Here is a 16,399-nt window from a genome sequence, read left to right as displayed (position 1 = left end):
GACACCGTGGCCTTAGCGCCCCCCGTTCGATGCCAAATCCAGCAAGCACTCGGCATCAAGGTCGGGCGGGGTGGGCAATACCCCTTTGGCGGTCCGGTTTTCCAACATTTTGATTACGCTGGCCCCGCTTAACCGACAAGGGGCTATCAGTCCGTTTGAATTCTTTGAGAATAGCGACTGCCCTTTGTTCAGGCCTCCGCCAAACTGTAGTTCGGCCCGCATCAGACAGCCCGCGACCGAACAGTGGTTATTGCCCGCCGGGTCGTCCCCGTCGTTGGCCTCGGTGTCTTCGTGGTTGTGGATCGAGGGCGTTCCTAGGTTCACGAGCCCGAAGAGGTGTCCGAATTCATGGTTCAATGTAGTGTTTTCGACATCGGCATCGGAAATAAAGAAACTTTGGGCGGCCAGTTTGCGAACAGTGGCCTCATGAATGATCATCGAGGTATTTCGGTAGACCGCCCCCAAGGTTACAAGACCCTCCTCCAAATCATCGCCATCGGCCGGTGCATCGGCAAAATAGATGTAAATGGCCAGCGTGCTCCCTTCGTTGTATACCGTTCTGTTCTTGCTTTCCAAATCTGCAATTTCATCCAGGGTGAGGCTCTCTTCGTCGGGTGACGGCAAGGTATTGTAGACAATTTCGATTTCTTCCTTAAAGGTGCGCTCCTTGAGGTAGTTTACAAAACCGTCTATGGCTTCTTCAGTGGGCGCATACCCGTCGACATAGGCAATTTCTATTTTGAGTTTGGTAAAGTTCTCGTTCGACAACAGGTCCCTGGCCGAATCGCCGGTCCCTTGCAAGTTGGCCGTTTTGTCCACGGTTCCCGATGCATTGGACGCATCGGTGTCGGTCGAATCGCTCGAACAGCCCCAAAACCAGGCCAAAAAAAGCACGAGCAAGGCTTTAGTTGTCTTTTTCATTGAAATGCCTTTTAGTTTATATAATGTAAAAAGAAAGTAAGAATTTGGATTAGGCGCACCATAACCGTGCCAAATAATCGTAATGCTTCCCTTCCTGTACCAGCTCACACTGTAGTCCTACAGCCATAGCGGCATTCGACAAGGTACGATAATCTACATATAGCCAAAAAAAAGAATCACTTTTTTGTCCCTTGTAGGCCATGGTAAACTCGACCTCCCCATAATAAGCCCCGGTGTTGGGTACCCAAACCCCTCCGTCGTCGTCTTCTTCGAACATATAGATAATATCACTGGAGTCCAGTAAAATTTGACCCCCGGGCTTGAGCAAGGTCTTAAAATGAAGAAGGTAATCGTGCATATGGCTTAAGCGGCCCACAATGCCGATACCGTTCATAAGCATGAGCAAGGTATCGAAGGTACGCCCCCTATAATCAAGTAGGGCACTGTGTACGGTTTCTTCGACCCCTCTTTTCGAACAGGTTGCTATGGCACCGGCCGAGGTGTCCAAGGCGGTAACCTTTAGGCCTTTCCCTTGTAGGTAGAGGCTATGGCTGCCCGCGCCCGCACCGATATCGAGGACTTCCCCCCGACAAAGTTCGAGCGCCCTTTGTTCCAGTTTCGGCATATCCCCATAGCTCCGGAACAGGTAGGGCAGGGGAATACAGTCTTCTTCGTCCAAGGATGACGAAGTGGTGATGTCTTCCGAATACCGGCCCCCTTGGTAATCTTGCAGGGCCATACCAAAGATATCTTTCATGGTGGATGCGTTTGTTCTACAAAAATGGACTATTTAGACATTTCTTGCTTAGTTTTGACGAGATTTTTAGGAGGATGGATAAAATATTGGAACAACTTCCACAGAAGGCAGGTGAAAAACACGCCGAAAACAAGAAGTTCTTTGCGAAACTCAGAAGACGCCCGCCGAAAAACCTCGATTACGTCATGCAAGACCTGCACGACCAAGAGTTCGAACGTACCGATTGCCTGGAGTGCGCCAACTGCTGCAAAACGACGGGACCCCTGTTCACCAACGCCGATATTGAACGGATCGCCAAGCATTTGCGCCTGAAGCCCCGGGCGTTCATAGCGGCTTATCTGAGGATAGATGAAGACAACGATTATGTACTGCAAGAAGTACCCTGTGCCTTTTTAGGAGCCGATAATTATTGCTCGATCTACAATGTTCGGCCCAAGGCCTGCCGGGAGTTTCCGCACACCGATAGGAAAAAATTCCAACAGATAGGCAACCTTACCCTTAAAAATGTCGCTATTTGTCCCGCTGCCTTCCATATCGTAGAGGCGATGAAAGAACGTATAAAGCTTAAATGACGCCCATGGAAGATGGACAAATGGCCCTCGGCCCAAGAATGGTAGAATTGCCCCCGAAGAAGTTGGTGGGCCGCTCGTTAAGGATGACCTTGGCCAATGATCGAACCTTTGAATTGTGGAACGGTTTTATGGCGAACAAGAAAAAGGTCGGGAAAAAAGTGGGGACCGATCTGTATTCCGTACAGGTCTATGCCGATGCCGATATGCCGCAATTCGGTCCCACAACCGAATTTACGAAATGGGCCGCCGTTGAGGTTTCCGATTTTACGGACCGTGAAGCGGATTTCGAAACCATGACCCTTTGCGGCGGATTGTACGCCGTCTTTGTGCATAAGGGGAGAGCTGACCGGTTTCCCCGAACCATGGAGTTCATTTTTCAGGAATGGCTGCCCAGTTCGGCCTACGAATTGGACGATAGGCCGCATTTTGAGCTTCTGGGCGAAAAATACAGGAACAACGACCCCGATTCGGAAGAAGAGGTCTGGGTGCCGGTCAAGAAAAAATAGAGCCTGCCGGCTTCCTTGCCCGACGAGGTTGGACGGTATCGGGTCTAGCGACTTGTTCGGCTTAAAAATCTGAAGCGGGGATACGGAAAAAAAACAGGTGCAATTCTGCCAAATTTTGTATATTTCTAAAGGCCTGGTTTAGAACCACGGGCATTTGTCGTAGCCTCAACCCAGTTTTATGGACACTCTTATTGCTTATTTTGAGCGTATACCTTCCTTGCATCGGTCCCTCATTTTAGTTGGGGGCATCACTTTTTTTTGGGTGCTCGAAGGAGCTATACCGTTGTTTCGTTTCAAGTACGGAAAATGGAGGCATGCCTTGCCCAATTTTTTCTTTACGCTTACCACCGTCATCGTGAATTTCGCCCTCGCCTTTTTGTTGCTGGGTACGGCCGATTGGACCGTTGCCCACGATTTCGGTATTATCAATTGGTTGCCCGAAATGCCCCTTTGGGCCTATGTCGTTCTGGGGGTAATGTTGTTGGATTTGGTCGGGGCTTATTTTGCACATTGGGTAGAACATAAGGTCAAACCACTTTGGATGGTCCACTTGGTGCACCATACCGACCACAACGTCGATACCACCACCGCCAATAGGCACCACCCCTTGGAAAGTATGATCCGTTTTGTATTTACCTTGACGGGGGTATTTGTCATCGGTACGCCCATTGGTATCGTGATGCTGTACCAGTCCCTTTCCTTGGTCGCTACGCAATTCGGACACGCGAACATCAAATTGCCCAAAAAAGTGGACGACCTCCTCAGTTGGGTAATCGTTTCACCTGATATGCACAAGGTGCACCACCATTATAAATTACCTTATACCGACTCGAACTACGGAAATATCTTTTCGGTATGGGACCGTCTTTTTGGAACCTACATGAAGTTGGATCGGCAGCAGATCGTCTATGGTGTCGATACCTTTCCCGATGAGGTCGAGAACGCAAGTATCAAGGGCTTGCTCAGGCAACCTTTTCACAAGTATAGAAAACCTACAGGGTACGAAAAAGTCGAGTCACTCTCGGTAGACTGATTTTTGTCCATGGCGGCTATGGGCTTGCCGTGCTATAGTTTCGTACCTTGGCCAAAATTACGTTCAATGATCTATAAGCTTACCTATGAGTCGAATGCCAGTGCCCCCTTTGATCAATTGGGGGTAGAACAGATTCTGTCCGCCGCGCGAACCCGAAACAAGGCCATGGACATAACAGGTTGTTTGGTCTACCACAACGGTTGTTTCGTGCAGATCCTAGAGGGCGACCGGAGTCATGTAACCAAGGTTTTTAAACGTATAGCACAAGACACTAGGCATTCGAACGTGCGTTTGGTCTGCGAGGAGGTCGATGACAAGCGAAGTTTTTCAGATTGGAACATGGCCTATTTCGACCCAACGATGCAGGGTATCGACACCTCCGATCTACAGAACTTTGAGAGAAACCTGTTGATGCTTTCCGATTTTTCAGATAAACTTTCGGCTACCGTAAACCTGTTTTGGTTCAACGTGCGAAAGGCCATACTCAATCTTAAGATCGTTTAGTACATCAAGTATTTTTGCCTGATCTTTTTAAAGCGTTCCAATTGGGGCTTCCAACCGGCCTTGATCTCTTCCTCCGTGATACCCGCCTCGATCTGTTGTTGCAGTTTTTCGGTCCCGGCGTGCTTGGTGAACCCGCTCGTATTAAAAACCCGGCCCTTGTCCGACGCATTGGTATAGGCGTCAATCAGCCAACGTAGCGATACTTCATTTTGGTCGGGAATTTGCGACAGGTCTTTTCCAAAGCATTTCTTGCCCTTCTCTTTGGGGTTTTTGGCGCCAAAATTGGGCTGGGGTATATAGCTGAAGCTATATTTTGTGCTGTCTAAAAAGGAAGCCCCGTACCGTTGGAATTGGTATTCGGTGCCTCGGCCGGCATTGATGTTGGTGCCTTCGAAGAGTCCCAGGCTTGGGTAGAGGTTGATGGCCTTGTCGTTGGGCAGGTTGGGGGAGGGCCTTATGGGGAGCGAATACGGGGTGTCGTAGCTCCAGTTTTTCAGCTTTATTACCTCGAGGTCGGCCTTTTTTCCACCCTCCAGCCAGCCTTCGCCATTGAGCATCATGGCGTATTCGCCTATGGTCATTCCGTAGACCAAGGGTATTTCGGTCATGCCCAGAAAACCGGTATGGGCTTTCTCCATGGTTGGGCCATCTACATAATGCGCATTGGGGTTGGGGCGGTCGAGCACGATAAGGGGCTTTCCGTTTTCGGCACAGGCCTCCATTACCAATTGAAGGGTGGCGATATAGGTGTAGAAGCGCACGCCCACATCCTGTATGTCGAATACGACGATATCAAGGTCCTTTAACTGCTCGGCGGATGGCTTCCGGTTTTTGCCGTAAAGGGAGATCAAGGGGATGCCCGTTTCGGGGTCTACCCCGTCCTTGACCTTTTCGCCGGCATCGGCCGCCCCCCGAAAACCGTGTTCGGGCGCAAAAACAGCCTTTATGTTCACTTGGTGTGCAAGGAGGGAGTCTACCAAATGCACATGGGCAACATGGCCTAAGTTCTCCGGACCATCGGTTTGGGGCTTTTTGAAAATTACGCTGGTCTGGTTGGCGACTACCCCCACTTTTTTGTTTTTCAGCCGGTTCAGGTAAAGTTCGGTTCGGTCGGCCCCGACGATTACCGGCCGTACCATGGCGGAGTCCTGCGCCCTTACACCGGTTTCGGCATTTGTTTTCTGGTCCTTCCCGTGGTTTGTACACGTTGAAAACAGCAAAAACCAAATGAAAAATGTACTTTTGAAAGAGGATAAAAACGCCATAGATTGAATTTTGAATATTTTTTGGCCAAGCGGCTCATCAAAGGTGCAGCGCATAAAATTAGTATTTCCGCCCCGATAATAAAAATAGCGATCACGGCTATTGCATTGGGGCTTGTTATGATGCTTATTGCCGTAGGGACGGGTGTTGGCCTTAAATACAAAATACGTGAGAAAGTAGCTGCCTTTAACGGGCACATCCAAATATCGAACTACGATAACAATGCCTCCGACGTTTCGGTGGTACCGGTTTCCCTGAACCAGGATTTCTATCCCGAGTTTAAGGGGGTAGACGGCATCTCGCACGTTCAGGCCGTAGCCAGTAAAGGGGGCATTATCCGTACCGAGGAGACCTTTGAGGGAATTTTGGCCAAGGGGGTGGGCAAAGACTATAATTGGGACGTTTTTGAAGAGTATATCGTCGACGGTACCTTGCCCGACTACAGTGGCGAACTCAATGAGCAGGTATTGATGTCGCGCCTTATGGCCAACCGGCTGAACCTGAAAACGGGGGACAGCTTCTACGCCTTTTTTCTCAAGGACGACGATGTGTCAAAAATGCCCAACCAAAGGCGCTTTACCATAACCGGTCTGTACGATAGCGGTTTTGAGGAATTCGACGGGGTCTACCTCTTTGTCGATATTCGCCACATACAGCGCATGAACAAGTGGGACGAGGACCAAGTCGGTAATTTTGAGGTTTTCTTGGACAGCTTTGACGACATCCAGGAAAAAAGCAAGGAAATCTACGGGAAAACCCTTTCTACCCTCGATACCCAAACCATAGTTGACAAGTATTACAAGATATTCGAATGGATCAATCTTTTCGATTTCAATATTCTTCTGATCATAGGTATTGTAATTATCGTAAGCGGCTTCAATATGATTACCGCCTTGCTGGTGCTAATTTTGGAGCGTACCCAAATGATAGGGGTTTTGAAGGCCTTGGGATCGGCGAACTGGAGTATAAGAAAGGTGTTTTTGTACAATGCGGCCTATCTTATCGGAATCGGTCTTTTTTGGGGCAATTTGATCGGTTTGGGGGCCATTCTGCTCCAACAAAGGTTCAGGATACTGAAGTTCCCCAATCCACAGGAATATTATATTGATTATATTCCGGTGTACATTGATGTGCCCACTGTATTGCTGCTTAACGTAGGGGTGCTGGTGCTTTGCCTCTTAATGCTGTTGGTCCCCTCGTATATTATTACCAAGATCACCCCGGTCAAGGCCATTCAATTTGAGTAGGGGACATTTGGTTTTGATCTGGAAAAGGATGTAAAACAGAGTAGAACGATTGGAATGAAATACGCGAAAAACATACTTGAGACCATAGGAAATACGCCCTTGGTCAAGATCAACAAGCTTACGGCGGACCTGCCTTGCTTGGTTTTGGCGAAGTACGAAACCTTCAACCCCGGTAACTCGGTAAAGGACCGTATGGCCCTACAGATGATCGAGGATGCCGAGGAGGCCGGGATACTCAAACCGGGCGGCACCATTGTCGAGGGCACTTCGGGCAATACCGGTATGGGCCTGGCCCTGGCCGCCACCATCAAGGGCTACCGGTTGATCTGCGTGATGAACGACAAGCAATCGAAGGAAAAGGTAGATATACTAAAGGCCATGGGCAGTGAGGTACATGTATGCCCCACGGATGTCGCTCCCGAAGACCCCAGAAGTTATTATTCGACCGCTAAAAGACTGGCCGAAGAAATACCGGGTGCCTGGTACGTCAACCAATACGACAACCCATCGAACACGAAGGCCCATTTTTTAAGTACGGGTCCCGAAATATGGGAACAGACCGAGGGCAAGGTGACCCATTTTGTAGTGGGGGTGGGTACCGGTGGAACCATTTCGGGGGTAGGCTCCTATCTAAAATCGAAGAATCCGGACATCAAGGTTTGGGGCGTAGATACCTACGGTTCCGTCTTCAAGAAGTACCACGAAACCGGAATTTTTGACCAGAACGAGATATACCCCTATATCACCGAGGGCATTGGCGAGGATATTCTGCCCAAAAATGTCGACTTTGACGTTATCGACGGCTTTACCAAAGTGACCGACAAGGATGCAGCGGTGTATACCCAAAGATTGGCCAAGGAAGAGGCCATGTTCTTGGGCAACTCGGCCGGTGCCGCCATCAAGGGGGTCTTACAGCTGAAGGAACATTTTGACGAAGACGATGTGGTTGTCGTACTTTTTCACGACCACGGTAGTCGGTACGTAGCCAAAATGTTCAACGACGAATGGATGAAAGCGCAAGGATTTATATAATTTTTTGACCATGGTAACACTAAAATTCGAAAATCAGGAAGTTAAGGTCGATGCGGGCGAACTGGTAGGGTACCAGGTCGATGGCCTTGAGTTCATACACCAGAAGGGGGAGCCCGGATGGCGAAATGCCGATACCGAAATGTTTCCCATTATAGGGCCGACCGCCGAAGCCAGGTTTCAGGTACAGACCCCGCGCGATATTGCCGTTCAGGACCAACACGGCCTGCTTCGCGAAATGGACTATGAGTTGGTCGAACAGAACGGGAATACGGCTCTTTTTAGGAAGGAGTACAAGGCCCGGACGCCTGTACTGAATTCCAAGTATCCCGAAAAATCAAACAAAAAATATCTGTTCTGGACCTATGATTTCGGTTTTGAGAAGAGGTTCGACCTAAGTGGGGAGGGGCTAAGCATTGCCTTTACCGTTAAGGGGGAACGCGATACGCCCTTTATGCTGGGCTACCATCCGGCCTTTAAACTGTATACCGATACTCCGGAAATCATCGTCAAGGACAAGAGTCTTACTTTACAAGAAGTACTTGACGTGGGGAGTAGGGCCCTTCATGTACCCGATTGCGAGGAAATCGTCTTAAAAGATCGGGAACAACTTCGGATCCGAACCGAGGGCTTCGGTAATTTTATGCTGTGGACGGAGGTGAGGAACATGGTCTGTATCGAACCGATCACCTTTTATCCCTATGCGGTGGACCAGCACCGGCTTCACGAAGGCTTTCAGTTTTTAAAAGATTCGGAAAAGACGTTCAAAGTGCATATAAACAAGGTATAACAGCGCTGGTATGAGGGATAAACTACAACAACACTACGGCTATATTTTCGAGGGACCCCTATTGGATGAAATCGCCCAGGTCGGGATTCAAAAAAAGGCGTCCCAAGGAAGCGTTATAATGAATATCGGCGACCCGATTTCATATATGCCCCTATTGTTGGAAGGAGCCATCAAAATTCTGAGAGAAGACGACCAGGGCGACGAGCTGTTGTTGTACTTTTTGGAAAAGGGCGATACCTGTGCGATGACCTTTTCATGCTGCATGGGGCATCAGAAAAGTGAGATCAGGGCAGTGGCCGAAAGGGACACGGAACTGTTGATGGTGCCTGTGGGCCAAATGGAAGTGTGGATGGGCAAATACCGATCTTGGCGCCAGTTTATTCTCGACAGTTACCATACCCGAATGACCGAGCTGCTCGAAACCGTTGATACCCTTGCCTTTATGCGCATGGAGGAACGGCTGCTCAAACACCTGCAAGACAAGGCGAAAGTGAACCACGACGATTGTATCGTTACCACCCACCAAGAGATTGCCTACGACCTGAACACCTCTAGGGTGGTAATCTCCAGGCTGTTGAAAAAATTGGAGAAGGAAGGCAAGGTCGAAATGCACCGAAGCCATATCAAGGTGGTCGATTTGTAGTGTATAGACCGTTGCAGTCGGAATCTTCCGGGGGTGTAACCTTGGTCACACAAGGGTTTTGGAAATAGCGTACCTTTGTCAAATGCGAAACTTTTTCCCGTTTTTGCAATGGTTGCCCACCTATAACAAGCGCTGGTTTACAAAAGATGTAATGGCAGGCCTGACGGTGGGTATCATCTTGGTCCCACAGGGGATGGCCTATGCCATGATAGCGGGCTTGCCCCCGGTATACGGCCTTTATGCTTCATTGGTCCCCATAGTGGTTTATTCCTTTTTGGGCACTTCGAGGCAGTTGGCCATTGGACCGGTTGCCATGGATTCGCTTTTGGTGGCGGCCGGTCTTGGGGCATACCTTGCCGCCGAAGAGGAAGCCTACGTGGCCATGGCCTTGCTATTGGCCTTTATGGTGGGTAGCATTCAATTGGTATTGGGCGTTTTCCGTATGGGGTTCTTGGTCAACTTTCTTTCAAGACCGGTAATCAGCGGATTTACCTCGGCGGCGGCACTGATCATTATTCTGAGTCAGTTGAAACATCTGTTGGGTACCCCTATAGCGGGGAGCAACCGTTTTCACGAATTGTTGTACAACGCCTCGGTCAGCTTGTCGGAAACCAATTGGGTGGATCTGGCCATAGGCCTGGTCGGGATAGCCCTAATACTGGTCACGAGAAAATGGATCCCTAAAATTCCCGGGGTGCTTGCGGTGGTCGTTTTGGGGATTATGGCCGTTTACCTGTTCGACTTGCAGGCCTACGGCATCAAGGTGGTCGGTGAAATACCTACCGGGTTACCACATTTTCGGGCGCCTGAAATATCCTTGGAAAAAATCGTTGAAATGGCCCCCATTGCCGTAACCCTGGCCTTGATCGGTTATCTCGAGGCCATTTCCATAGGAAAATCACTGGAGGAAAAGAGCGGGGAGGAAACCATAGATCCCAATCAGGAACTGATAGCGATCGGCGCATCGAATTTACTGGGTTCCTTGTTCCAATCCCATACGGTAACCGGAAGTTTTTCGCGCTCGGCCATTAACGGGGAGGCAGGCGCCAAAACTACGATAGCCCTATTGTTCAGCGTGGTCATGGTCGTATTGACGCTTCTCTTTTTGACCCCCTTGTTCTATTACCTCCCCAATGCCGTATTGGCCAGTATTATAATGGTCTCGGTAGTGGGGCTGATCGATATCGCTTATCCGAAGGCCTTATGGGCCTACCGCAAGGATGAGCTGGCCATATTGTTGATTACCTTTGGAATAACCCTTTTTGTGGGCATTACCGAGGGCATACTTGTAGGGGTGCTGTTGTCGCTACTTTTAATGGTCTATAAAAGTTCGAAACCCCATTTCGCCGTTTTGGGCAAGATCAAGGGCTCCGATTACTACAGGAACGTCGATAGGTTCGGCGACGCCATTGAGGTTCGTGACGACCTGCTTATCGTCAGGTTCGACTCCCAATTGTACTTCGGCAACAAGAATTACTTTAAGAAGATGCTCTATGACTGTATCGATTCCAAGGGAGAGGGGCTGAGCGCTATCATTTTAAATGCCGAAGCCATCCATTACATCGATTCGAGCGCCGCCCAGATGTTGGTCAGGGTAATTGAAGACCTTCAGGATCGGAATTTGCAGTTTTATATCGCCGGCGCCATAGGCCCGGCCCGCGATGTGATCTTTAGCAGCCGCATTATCGATGTACTTTCGAAAGAGCACCTGTTCGTAAGCACCAAGGAGGCCGTTGATTATTTCGATCATACGGCAACACCTTCGCCCATAGGCGAAAGGGTGGCTTATCAGAACCTGCGAAGGCCGTAACCATTGTTACAGAGGGTTTCAATATGAAAAAGTACTTTTGTAGGAAGATCTAGGGTCGATAGGATCGATCTTGGCAAAAAACAGTAAAAGGAAAACTCATGAAAATAGAACAGATATATACCGGATGTTTGGCACAGGGTGCCTATTATGTCGAAAGCCAAGGGGAAGTGGCCATAATCGATCCCTTGCGCGAAGTACAACCGTATTTGAAAAGGGCAGCGGAGGACAATGCCAAGATCAAATATATTTTTGAGACCCATTTCCATGCCGATTTTGTAAGCGGCCATGTAACACTGTCAAAGAAAACGGGGGCTCCCATCGTTTACGGGCCCAATGCCAATCCGGCATTCGATGCGATTATTGCCGAAGACGGCCAGGTTTTTCAACTTGGCGACGTATCGATCAAGGTATTGCATACCCCGGGACATACCATGGAAAGTACCACCTACCTTTTACGTGATGCCGAGGGCAAAGACTATGCGATTTTCTCGGGCGACACCTTGTTCTTGGGCGATGTGGGCCGCCCCGATCTGGCACAAAAGGCAGCCGACATGACCCAAGAGGAGCTTGCGGGCACACTATACGACAGCCTACGCACGAAAATAATGCCCTTGGCCGACGATGTCATTGTATATCCGGCGCACGGGGCCGGGTCGGCCTGTGGTAAGAATATGATGAAGGAAACGGTGGATACCCTCGGCAATCAGAAAAAAGTAAACTACGCCTTGCGTGCCGATATGACCAAGGAAGAGTTCGTCGCCGAGGTTACCGAAGGCCTGATGCCCCCTCCCAAATATTTTCCCCTTAACGTAAAAATGAACAAAGAGGGATACGAGGATATTGGCGATGTACTGAGCCGGGGAACCACGGCTTTGGATCCCGAGGACTTCGAGGAAGCGGCCAATGAGACAGGGGCCATTGTCTTGGACGTAAGGCATCAAAATGATTTTGTGGCGGGCCACGTGCCACGGTCTATCTTTATCGGCCTTAACGGCGATTTCGCCCCATGGGTGGGCGCCCTTATCGCCGATACCCAACAACCCCTTCTGTTGGTATGCCCCGAAGGTAAGGAGGAAGAGGCCGTAACCCGCCTTTCCCGTGTAGGTTTCGATGGTACCATCGGCTATTTGAAAGGGGGATTTGAAGCGTGGAAGAAGGCCGGAAAGGATTTTGATACGATCACCTCACTTTCTGCCGAGGAAGTAAAAAAGAGAATGGAACACGAAAAAATCCCCGTTTTCGACGTGCGTAAAGAAAACGAGTACCGATCGGAACATGTATTGGACGCCAATAACACCCCGTTGGATTTCCTTAACGACCACATGGATGAATTTCCCGAAGACAAGGATTTTTACGTTCATTGTGCCGGGGGGTATCGATCCGTAATTGCGGCTTCCATCCTAAAAAGTAGGGGCATTCATAACTTGTTCGATATCGGCGGAGGCTTTGAGGCCCTGAAGGCCTCGGGCGTCGAGGTAACCGATTATGTTTGCCCGACCACCTTGTAAACGAGGGTTTTTTAAGGGCTAGGGACAAAGGTGAAATTGAGCTTCTTGTGCCGTAACTGATTAGTTTTAAAAGGCTTAAACGGTCTGTAAATGGTTTTACAGGCCGTTTTTTTGTGAATAAACCAGTAAAAAAGCCGATTTATTGCCAATTTTATCAATGTTAACGAAAACTTAATGGAATTGGTTTTTTTAAGATTATTTTTACTTATATTTAGTAGGAAAAGTAATACGCGGTACGCTTGCTTTGCAAGTAGTACGTTAATCGGCAATAGAATGTTGAGGGGTTTTTATACTATGGCTTCTACGCCCCCCTTATTCTTGGCGAAAACTACGGGGCCGTATTGTGGGCGTTCGAAACGTTTGGTTTAATGTATGTTCTAATAGTAGGCGAAGTGGACTTCATCATTTTATACTCTATTTTTGTAGGCATCATTTTTGTGGTGTGGATGTTCCTTGTCATCCGGATGTACAAAAAGATGAAAAAGTAAAAGGAAGGATGCCTTCTGCCCAAAATGCCGGCCTAAGAAGGGAAGTGGTAAGGCTCGGCTTCCGAGTTCACCATATTTCGGGAATTTTTTACCATATACGACTTGATAATGCTTTCGGCCTCAAGGGTGCTTTCCTGGGGCACCAAAAAAGCATCGAGGTCTTCGTGGCTACGTATGCTGGCATCCTTTTCGATAAACCCATAGCCGATATACAAACTGTTGCGAACAACGACAAAGGCCTCTTCGCCATAGGTTCTTCCTTTTTCCTTGATGATAAAATTTTCCCTTTGCGCTTTCATATGTGCAATGGCGTCCAAAACCTTCCCATTGTATAATTCGATGTTTTCCGAACCATCGCAAATTCCGTCGCAACCATCGATCCTGTAGTGCGAACAGGTGGCTACGTTTTCTTGAAGATGGCAGTATTTGGGGCACAAGCGGAACTTTTTGCAGATTTCCTCCAAGAACAGCCTACAAGTAGTCGGGCTATAGAGAACGGTAAAGGCATTTGGGGCCATCTTAAGCTTATTGTAGGCCAAATGCCTTATGCCCTTTCGGTCTTCATAGCAAAAGATGCCATAGGCCTGTATTTTTCTTTTTTGGGCTCGGTTGTATATGGGATAGTATTGTTTGATGGCCGATGACTCGATCAAAAGGGCCAAGAGCTCGCTGCCCGAAAGTTCAAAATCGATATCGGCCGTTTCGGCGCACAAACGAACCTCCTTGCCCGATTTGTCATAGAAATGGCCAAGCACCCTTTTTTTGATATTTATGGCCTTGCCCACATAAATGATCTTCCCTTTGGCGTCCTTGAAATAATAAACCCCGGGCTTTTCGGGTAAGCGCTCAAAGGCATCGCGGGGCAACGCGGCCGGCAAGGTAGCTTCTTGTGAACGCGCGTTCAAGAAAACCTTGAATACCTGTTCGGCCCCCTCGGTACGCAATAGTTTTTCAAACAACAGGGTAGTGGCATGGGCGTCGCCCCGTGCCCTGTGCCTGTCGGTAAGCGGAATGTTCAGGGCCGAGCAAAGTTTGCCCAAGCTATAGGAATGGTAACCGGGCAATAGCTTGCGCGATAGGCGGACGGTGCACAGCTTTTTCCTTACAAACTCCAGCCCGACTCCCTTAAGCTCGTTCTTTATGATGTTATAATCGAAATTGACACTGTGGGCCACGAAGATACTCCCTTCGGTTATGCGCATAATATCGGGGGCAATCTCGCCGATAGTCGGGGCATTTCGAACCATATCGTTATCGATACCCGTTAATCGAGTGATAAAGTAGGGTATTTCACATCCGGGGTCGACCAAGGTGGTAAACTCGTCCACGATCTTATGACCGTCGTACTTGAAAATGGAAATTTCCGTAATCTTGTTTCCCTTGATGCCGTTTCCGGTAGTTTCTATGTCGACAATACAGTACAATAGCGGCTTTTTGAACTCGGTGTTTAAAGTTAGGTTAAAGTTTTTTCGCTACAAAAATAGTTGATGTATATCGGAGAAATACGGGTGTTTGTGTATTTTTAGACATTTACCGTTCGTGCCGGGGTTTTTTGCCAATGCCCGTCCCTTTTTACGGTGGGGCGGTAGGGGGTAAGTCCGGTCACAGCGGCAAAATTCCCTTTCGACGTTAAGGGGCAAAGTTGGCATCTTGCCAACACAATACTCACTAATTAAGCTATAATCATCGGTATGAACAAGTGTATAACCCTGTATCTTATGTTGTTGGCCTTGGTGCTTTTCTCCTGCGAATCGGAAGAAGTCGAAGAGCTTCCGCCCAATATTGTATTGTTTTTGGTCGATGATATGGGATGGCAAGACACCTCGGTGCCCTTTTACTCCGAACGGACGGCCCTTAACGAGCGCTATCATACCCCGAATATGGAGAAGCTGGCCGCCCAAGGCATGAAATTTACACAGGCCTATGCCACTCCGGTATGTTCGCCGACACGCGTGAGTTTGATTACGGGTATGAACGCCGCCCGGCACCGCGTGACGAATTGGACACTTCGAAAAGACTCGATACAGCCCATGGAAAAGAACCACGACTCCCTTCAATTTCCGGAGTGGAACGTTAATGGGGTGAGTCCGGTGGCAGGGGACCCGAAAAGTGTACAGGCCATGCCCTTGCCCCAGGCCTTGAACGATATGGGCTACTATACCGTTCATGCGGGAAAGGCCCATTTTGGGGCCATAGGTACGCCGGGCGAGGATCCCTTGAACCTGGGGTTCGATGTCAATATTGCCGGCCATGCGGCCGGGGCTCCGGGAAGTTATCTGGGGACCGAAAACTTCGGGAACGGCAAACCCGATAGGGAAATATGGGCGGTACCCGGGTTGGAAGACTACCACGGCAAAGAGGTCTTTCTTACCGAGGCCCTTACCCAAGAGGCCCTTAAGGCCTTGGATTCGGTCGTTGCCACCCAACAGCCCTTTTTTCTGTACATGGCCCACTATGCCGTACACACGCCCATTATGGGCGATGCGCGTTTCGTGCAAAAATATTTGGAAAAGGGCCTCGACAGTACCGAGGCCAAGTATGCCTCAATGATCGAGGGCATGGATAAAAGCCTGGGCGATATAATGAAGTACTTGGAAAGGAAGGATATTGCGGGGAATACGGTGATCCTTTTTATGTCCGACAATGGCGGGCTCAGTGCCCACGCCCGTGGCGGGGAGCCCCATACCCATAACCTCCCCCTATCCAGTGGCAAGGGTTCCGTACGCGAAGGCGGTATTCGGGAACCCATGCTGGTCAAATGGCCCGGTAAGGTAGAGCCGGCCAGCGTATCCGATTATCAGGTAATCATCGAGGATTTTTACCCTACTATTTTGGAAATGGCCGGAATCGACAGTCTCGATACGGTGCAAAAAATAGACGGACAAAGCTTTGTTCCCGTACTGAAAGGGGAGAAGGAATACGATGGTATGCGCACCTTGGTATGGCATTACCCCAATGAATGGGGACCCTCGGGGCCGGGTATTGGTGCAACAAGTGCCATACGCAAGGGCGATTATAAATTGATCTATTACCACTTAGATCAACATATGGAACTCTTTAACCTTAAGGAAGATATCGGTGAGACCAAGAACCTGGTGGAAACCGATACCATAAAAGCCAAGGAATTGGCACGTAACCTTTCCGATTATTTAAAGGACGTGGATGCACAGATGCCCATTTTAAAGACGACCGGAGAGGTTGTACCTTACCCTATCGAACTGTTTTCGGATGGCAGTTCGGAAAGGGAGTAGCCCCGGCGGCCGGAAATAGAAAAGACCCCCTAAAAAAAAAGGCCGATTTAACTCGGCCTGTTCGTTTTCGGGCAGGG

15 protein-coding genes are annotated in these 16,399 nt (G+C 49.1%); 11 read left to right on the top strand and 4 right to left on the bottom strand.

The genetic code is table 11. The features are described from left to right. Nucleotides 1-12: 12 nt before the first annotated feature. Both BUB37_RS17520 and BUB37_RS17515 read right to left on the bottom strand, forming a co-directional pair. Nucleotides 13-921 (bottom strand): hypothetical protein, encoded by a 909-nt coding sequence (locus tag BUB37_RS17520; RefSeq protein WP_072995131.1) that lies wholly within the window; start codon nucleotides 919-921, stop codon nucleotides 13-15. 49 nt (nucleotides 922-970) lie between these two features. Beyond that, nucleotides 971-1,678: a class I SAM-dependent methyltransferase gene (locus tag BUB37_RS17515; RefSeq protein ID WP_072995130.1), complete on the bottom strand. Its 708-nt coding sequence runs from the start codon at nucleotides 1,676-1,678 to the stop codon at nucleotides 971-973. 74 nt (nucleotides 1,679-1,752) lie between these two features. Between BUB37_RS17515 and BUB37_RS17510 the strand changes: the two genes are divergently transcribed. The 4 genes from BUB37_RS17510 to BUB37_RS17495 all read left to right on the top strand — a co-directional run bounded on the left by BUB37_RS17510 (nucleotide 1,753) and on the right by BUB37_RS17495 (nucleotide 4,293). Continuing rightward, the gene (locus BUB37_RS17510) at nucleotides 1,753-2,250 is read left to right on the top strand and encodes a YkgJ family cysteine cluster protein (RefSeq protein WP_072995129.1); all 498 of its coding nucleotides are present in this window, start codon (nucleotides 1,753-1,755) and stop codon (nucleotides 2,248-2,250) included. Between the two features lie 5 nt (nucleotides 2,251-2,255). Continuing rightward, nucleotides 2,256-2,756, top strand: coding sequence for a GyrI-like domain-containing protein (locus tag BUB37_RS17505; RefSeq protein WP_244526882.1), 501 nt, complete (start codon nucleotides 2,256-2,258; stop codon nucleotides 2,754-2,756). Nucleotides 2,757-2,934: 178 nt separating this feature from the next. After that, complete coding sequence (locus BUB37_RS17500; RefSeq protein WP_072995128.1) at nucleotides 2,935-3,789, top strand: sterol desaturase family protein; 855 nt, start codon at nucleotides 2,935-2,937, stop codon at nucleotides 3,787-3,789. A 66-nt stretch (nucleotides 3,790-3,855) separates the two neighbouring features. Then, the gene (locus BUB37_RS17495) at nucleotides 3,856-4,293 is read left to right on the top strand and encodes a BLUF domain-containing protein (protein WP_072995127.1); all 438 of its coding nucleotides are present in this window, start codon (nucleotides 3,856-3,858) and stop codon (nucleotides 4,291-4,293) included. Here the strand turns inward: BUB37_RS17495 and BUB37_RS17490 are convergent. Next, complete coding sequence (locus BUB37_RS17490) at nucleotides 4,290-5,558, bottom strand: exo-beta-N-acetylmuramidase NamZ family protein (RefSeq protein ID WP_072995187.1); 1,269 nt, start codon at nucleotides 5,556-5,558, stop codon at nucleotides 4,290-4,292. The two genes, BUB37_RS17495 and BUB37_RS17490, sit on opposite strands and share 4 nt — an antisense overlap. A 3-nt stretch (nucleotides 5,559-5,561) precedes the next feature. Between BUB37_RS17490 and BUB37_RS17485 the strand changes: the two genes are divergently transcribed. The 6 genes from BUB37_RS17485 (at nucleotide 5,562) to BUB37_RS17460 (ending at nucleotide 12,583) form a co-directional block, all read left to right on the top strand. Further along, a complete protein-coding gene (locus BUB37_RS17485; protein WP_072995126.1) occupies nucleotides 5,562-6,803 on the top strand; it encodes an ABC transporter permease in 1,242 nt (413 codons plus the stop codon). A gap of 54 nt (nucleotides 6,804-6,857) precedes the next feature. Then, nucleotides 6,858-7,835, top strand: coding sequence for a PLP-dependent cysteine synthase family protein (locus tag BUB37_RS17480; RefSeq protein ID WP_072995125.1), 978 nt, complete (start codon nucleotides 6,858-6,860; stop codon nucleotides 7,833-7,835). A 10-nt stretch (nucleotides 7,836-7,845) separates the two neighbouring features. Continuing rightward, nucleotides 7,846-8,622, top strand: coding sequence for an aldose 1-epimerase (locus BUB37_RS17475; protein ID WP_072995124.1), 777 nt, complete (start codon nucleotides 7,846-7,848; stop codon nucleotides 8,620-8,622). Between the two features lie 10 nt (nucleotides 8,623-8,632). Next, nucleotides 8,633-9,265, top strand: coding sequence for a Crp/Fnr family transcriptional regulator (locus BUB37_RS17470; RefSeq protein ID WP_072995123.1), 633 nt, complete (start codon nucleotides 8,633-8,635; stop codon nucleotides 9,263-9,265). An 82-nt stretch (nucleotides 9,266-9,347) separates the two neighbouring features. Further along, a complete protein-coding gene (locus BUB37_RS17465) occupies nucleotides 9,348-11,075 on the top strand; it encodes a SulP family inorganic anion transporter (protein WP_072995122.1) in 1,728 nt (575 codons plus the stop codon). A gap of 98 nt (nucleotides 11,076-11,173) precedes the next feature. Continuing rightward, the gene (locus tag BUB37_RS17460) at nucleotides 11,174-12,583 is read left to right on the top strand and encodes an MBL fold metallo-hydrolase (protein WP_072995121.1); all 1,410 of its coding nucleotides are present in this window, start codon (nucleotides 11,174-11,176) and stop codon (nucleotides 12,581-12,583) included. A gap of 520 nt (nucleotides 12,584-13,103) precedes the next feature. Here the strand turns inward: BUB37_RS17460 and BUB37_RS17455 are convergent. Continuing rightward, nucleotides 13,104-14,495, bottom strand: a complete 1,392-nt coding sequence (locus BUB37_RS17455; RefSeq protein WP_072995120.1) for an exonuclease domain-containing protein — start codon at nucleotides 14,493-14,495, stop codon at nucleotides 13,104-13,106. A gap of 267 nt (nucleotides 14,496-14,762) precedes the next feature. On the opposite strand from BUB37_RS17455, the gene BUB37_RS17450 reads away from it, so the two are divergent. Continuing rightward, nucleotides 14,763-16,322, top strand: coding sequence for a sulfatase (locus tag BUB37_RS17450; protein WP_072995119.1), 1,560 nt, complete (start codon nucleotides 14,763-14,765; stop codon nucleotides 16,320-16,322). Nucleotides 16,323-16,399 lie beyond the last annotated feature (77 nt).

The sequence above is a fragment of the Pseudozobellia thermophila genome, assembly GCF_900141855.1.
GTDB lineage: Bacteria > Bacteroidota > Bacteroidia > Flavobacteriales > Flavobacteriaceae > Pseudozobellia > Pseudozobellia thermophila.
Note: the sequence above shows the minus strand (reverse complement) of the source record. Positions and strands in the feature narration are given on the sequence as shown.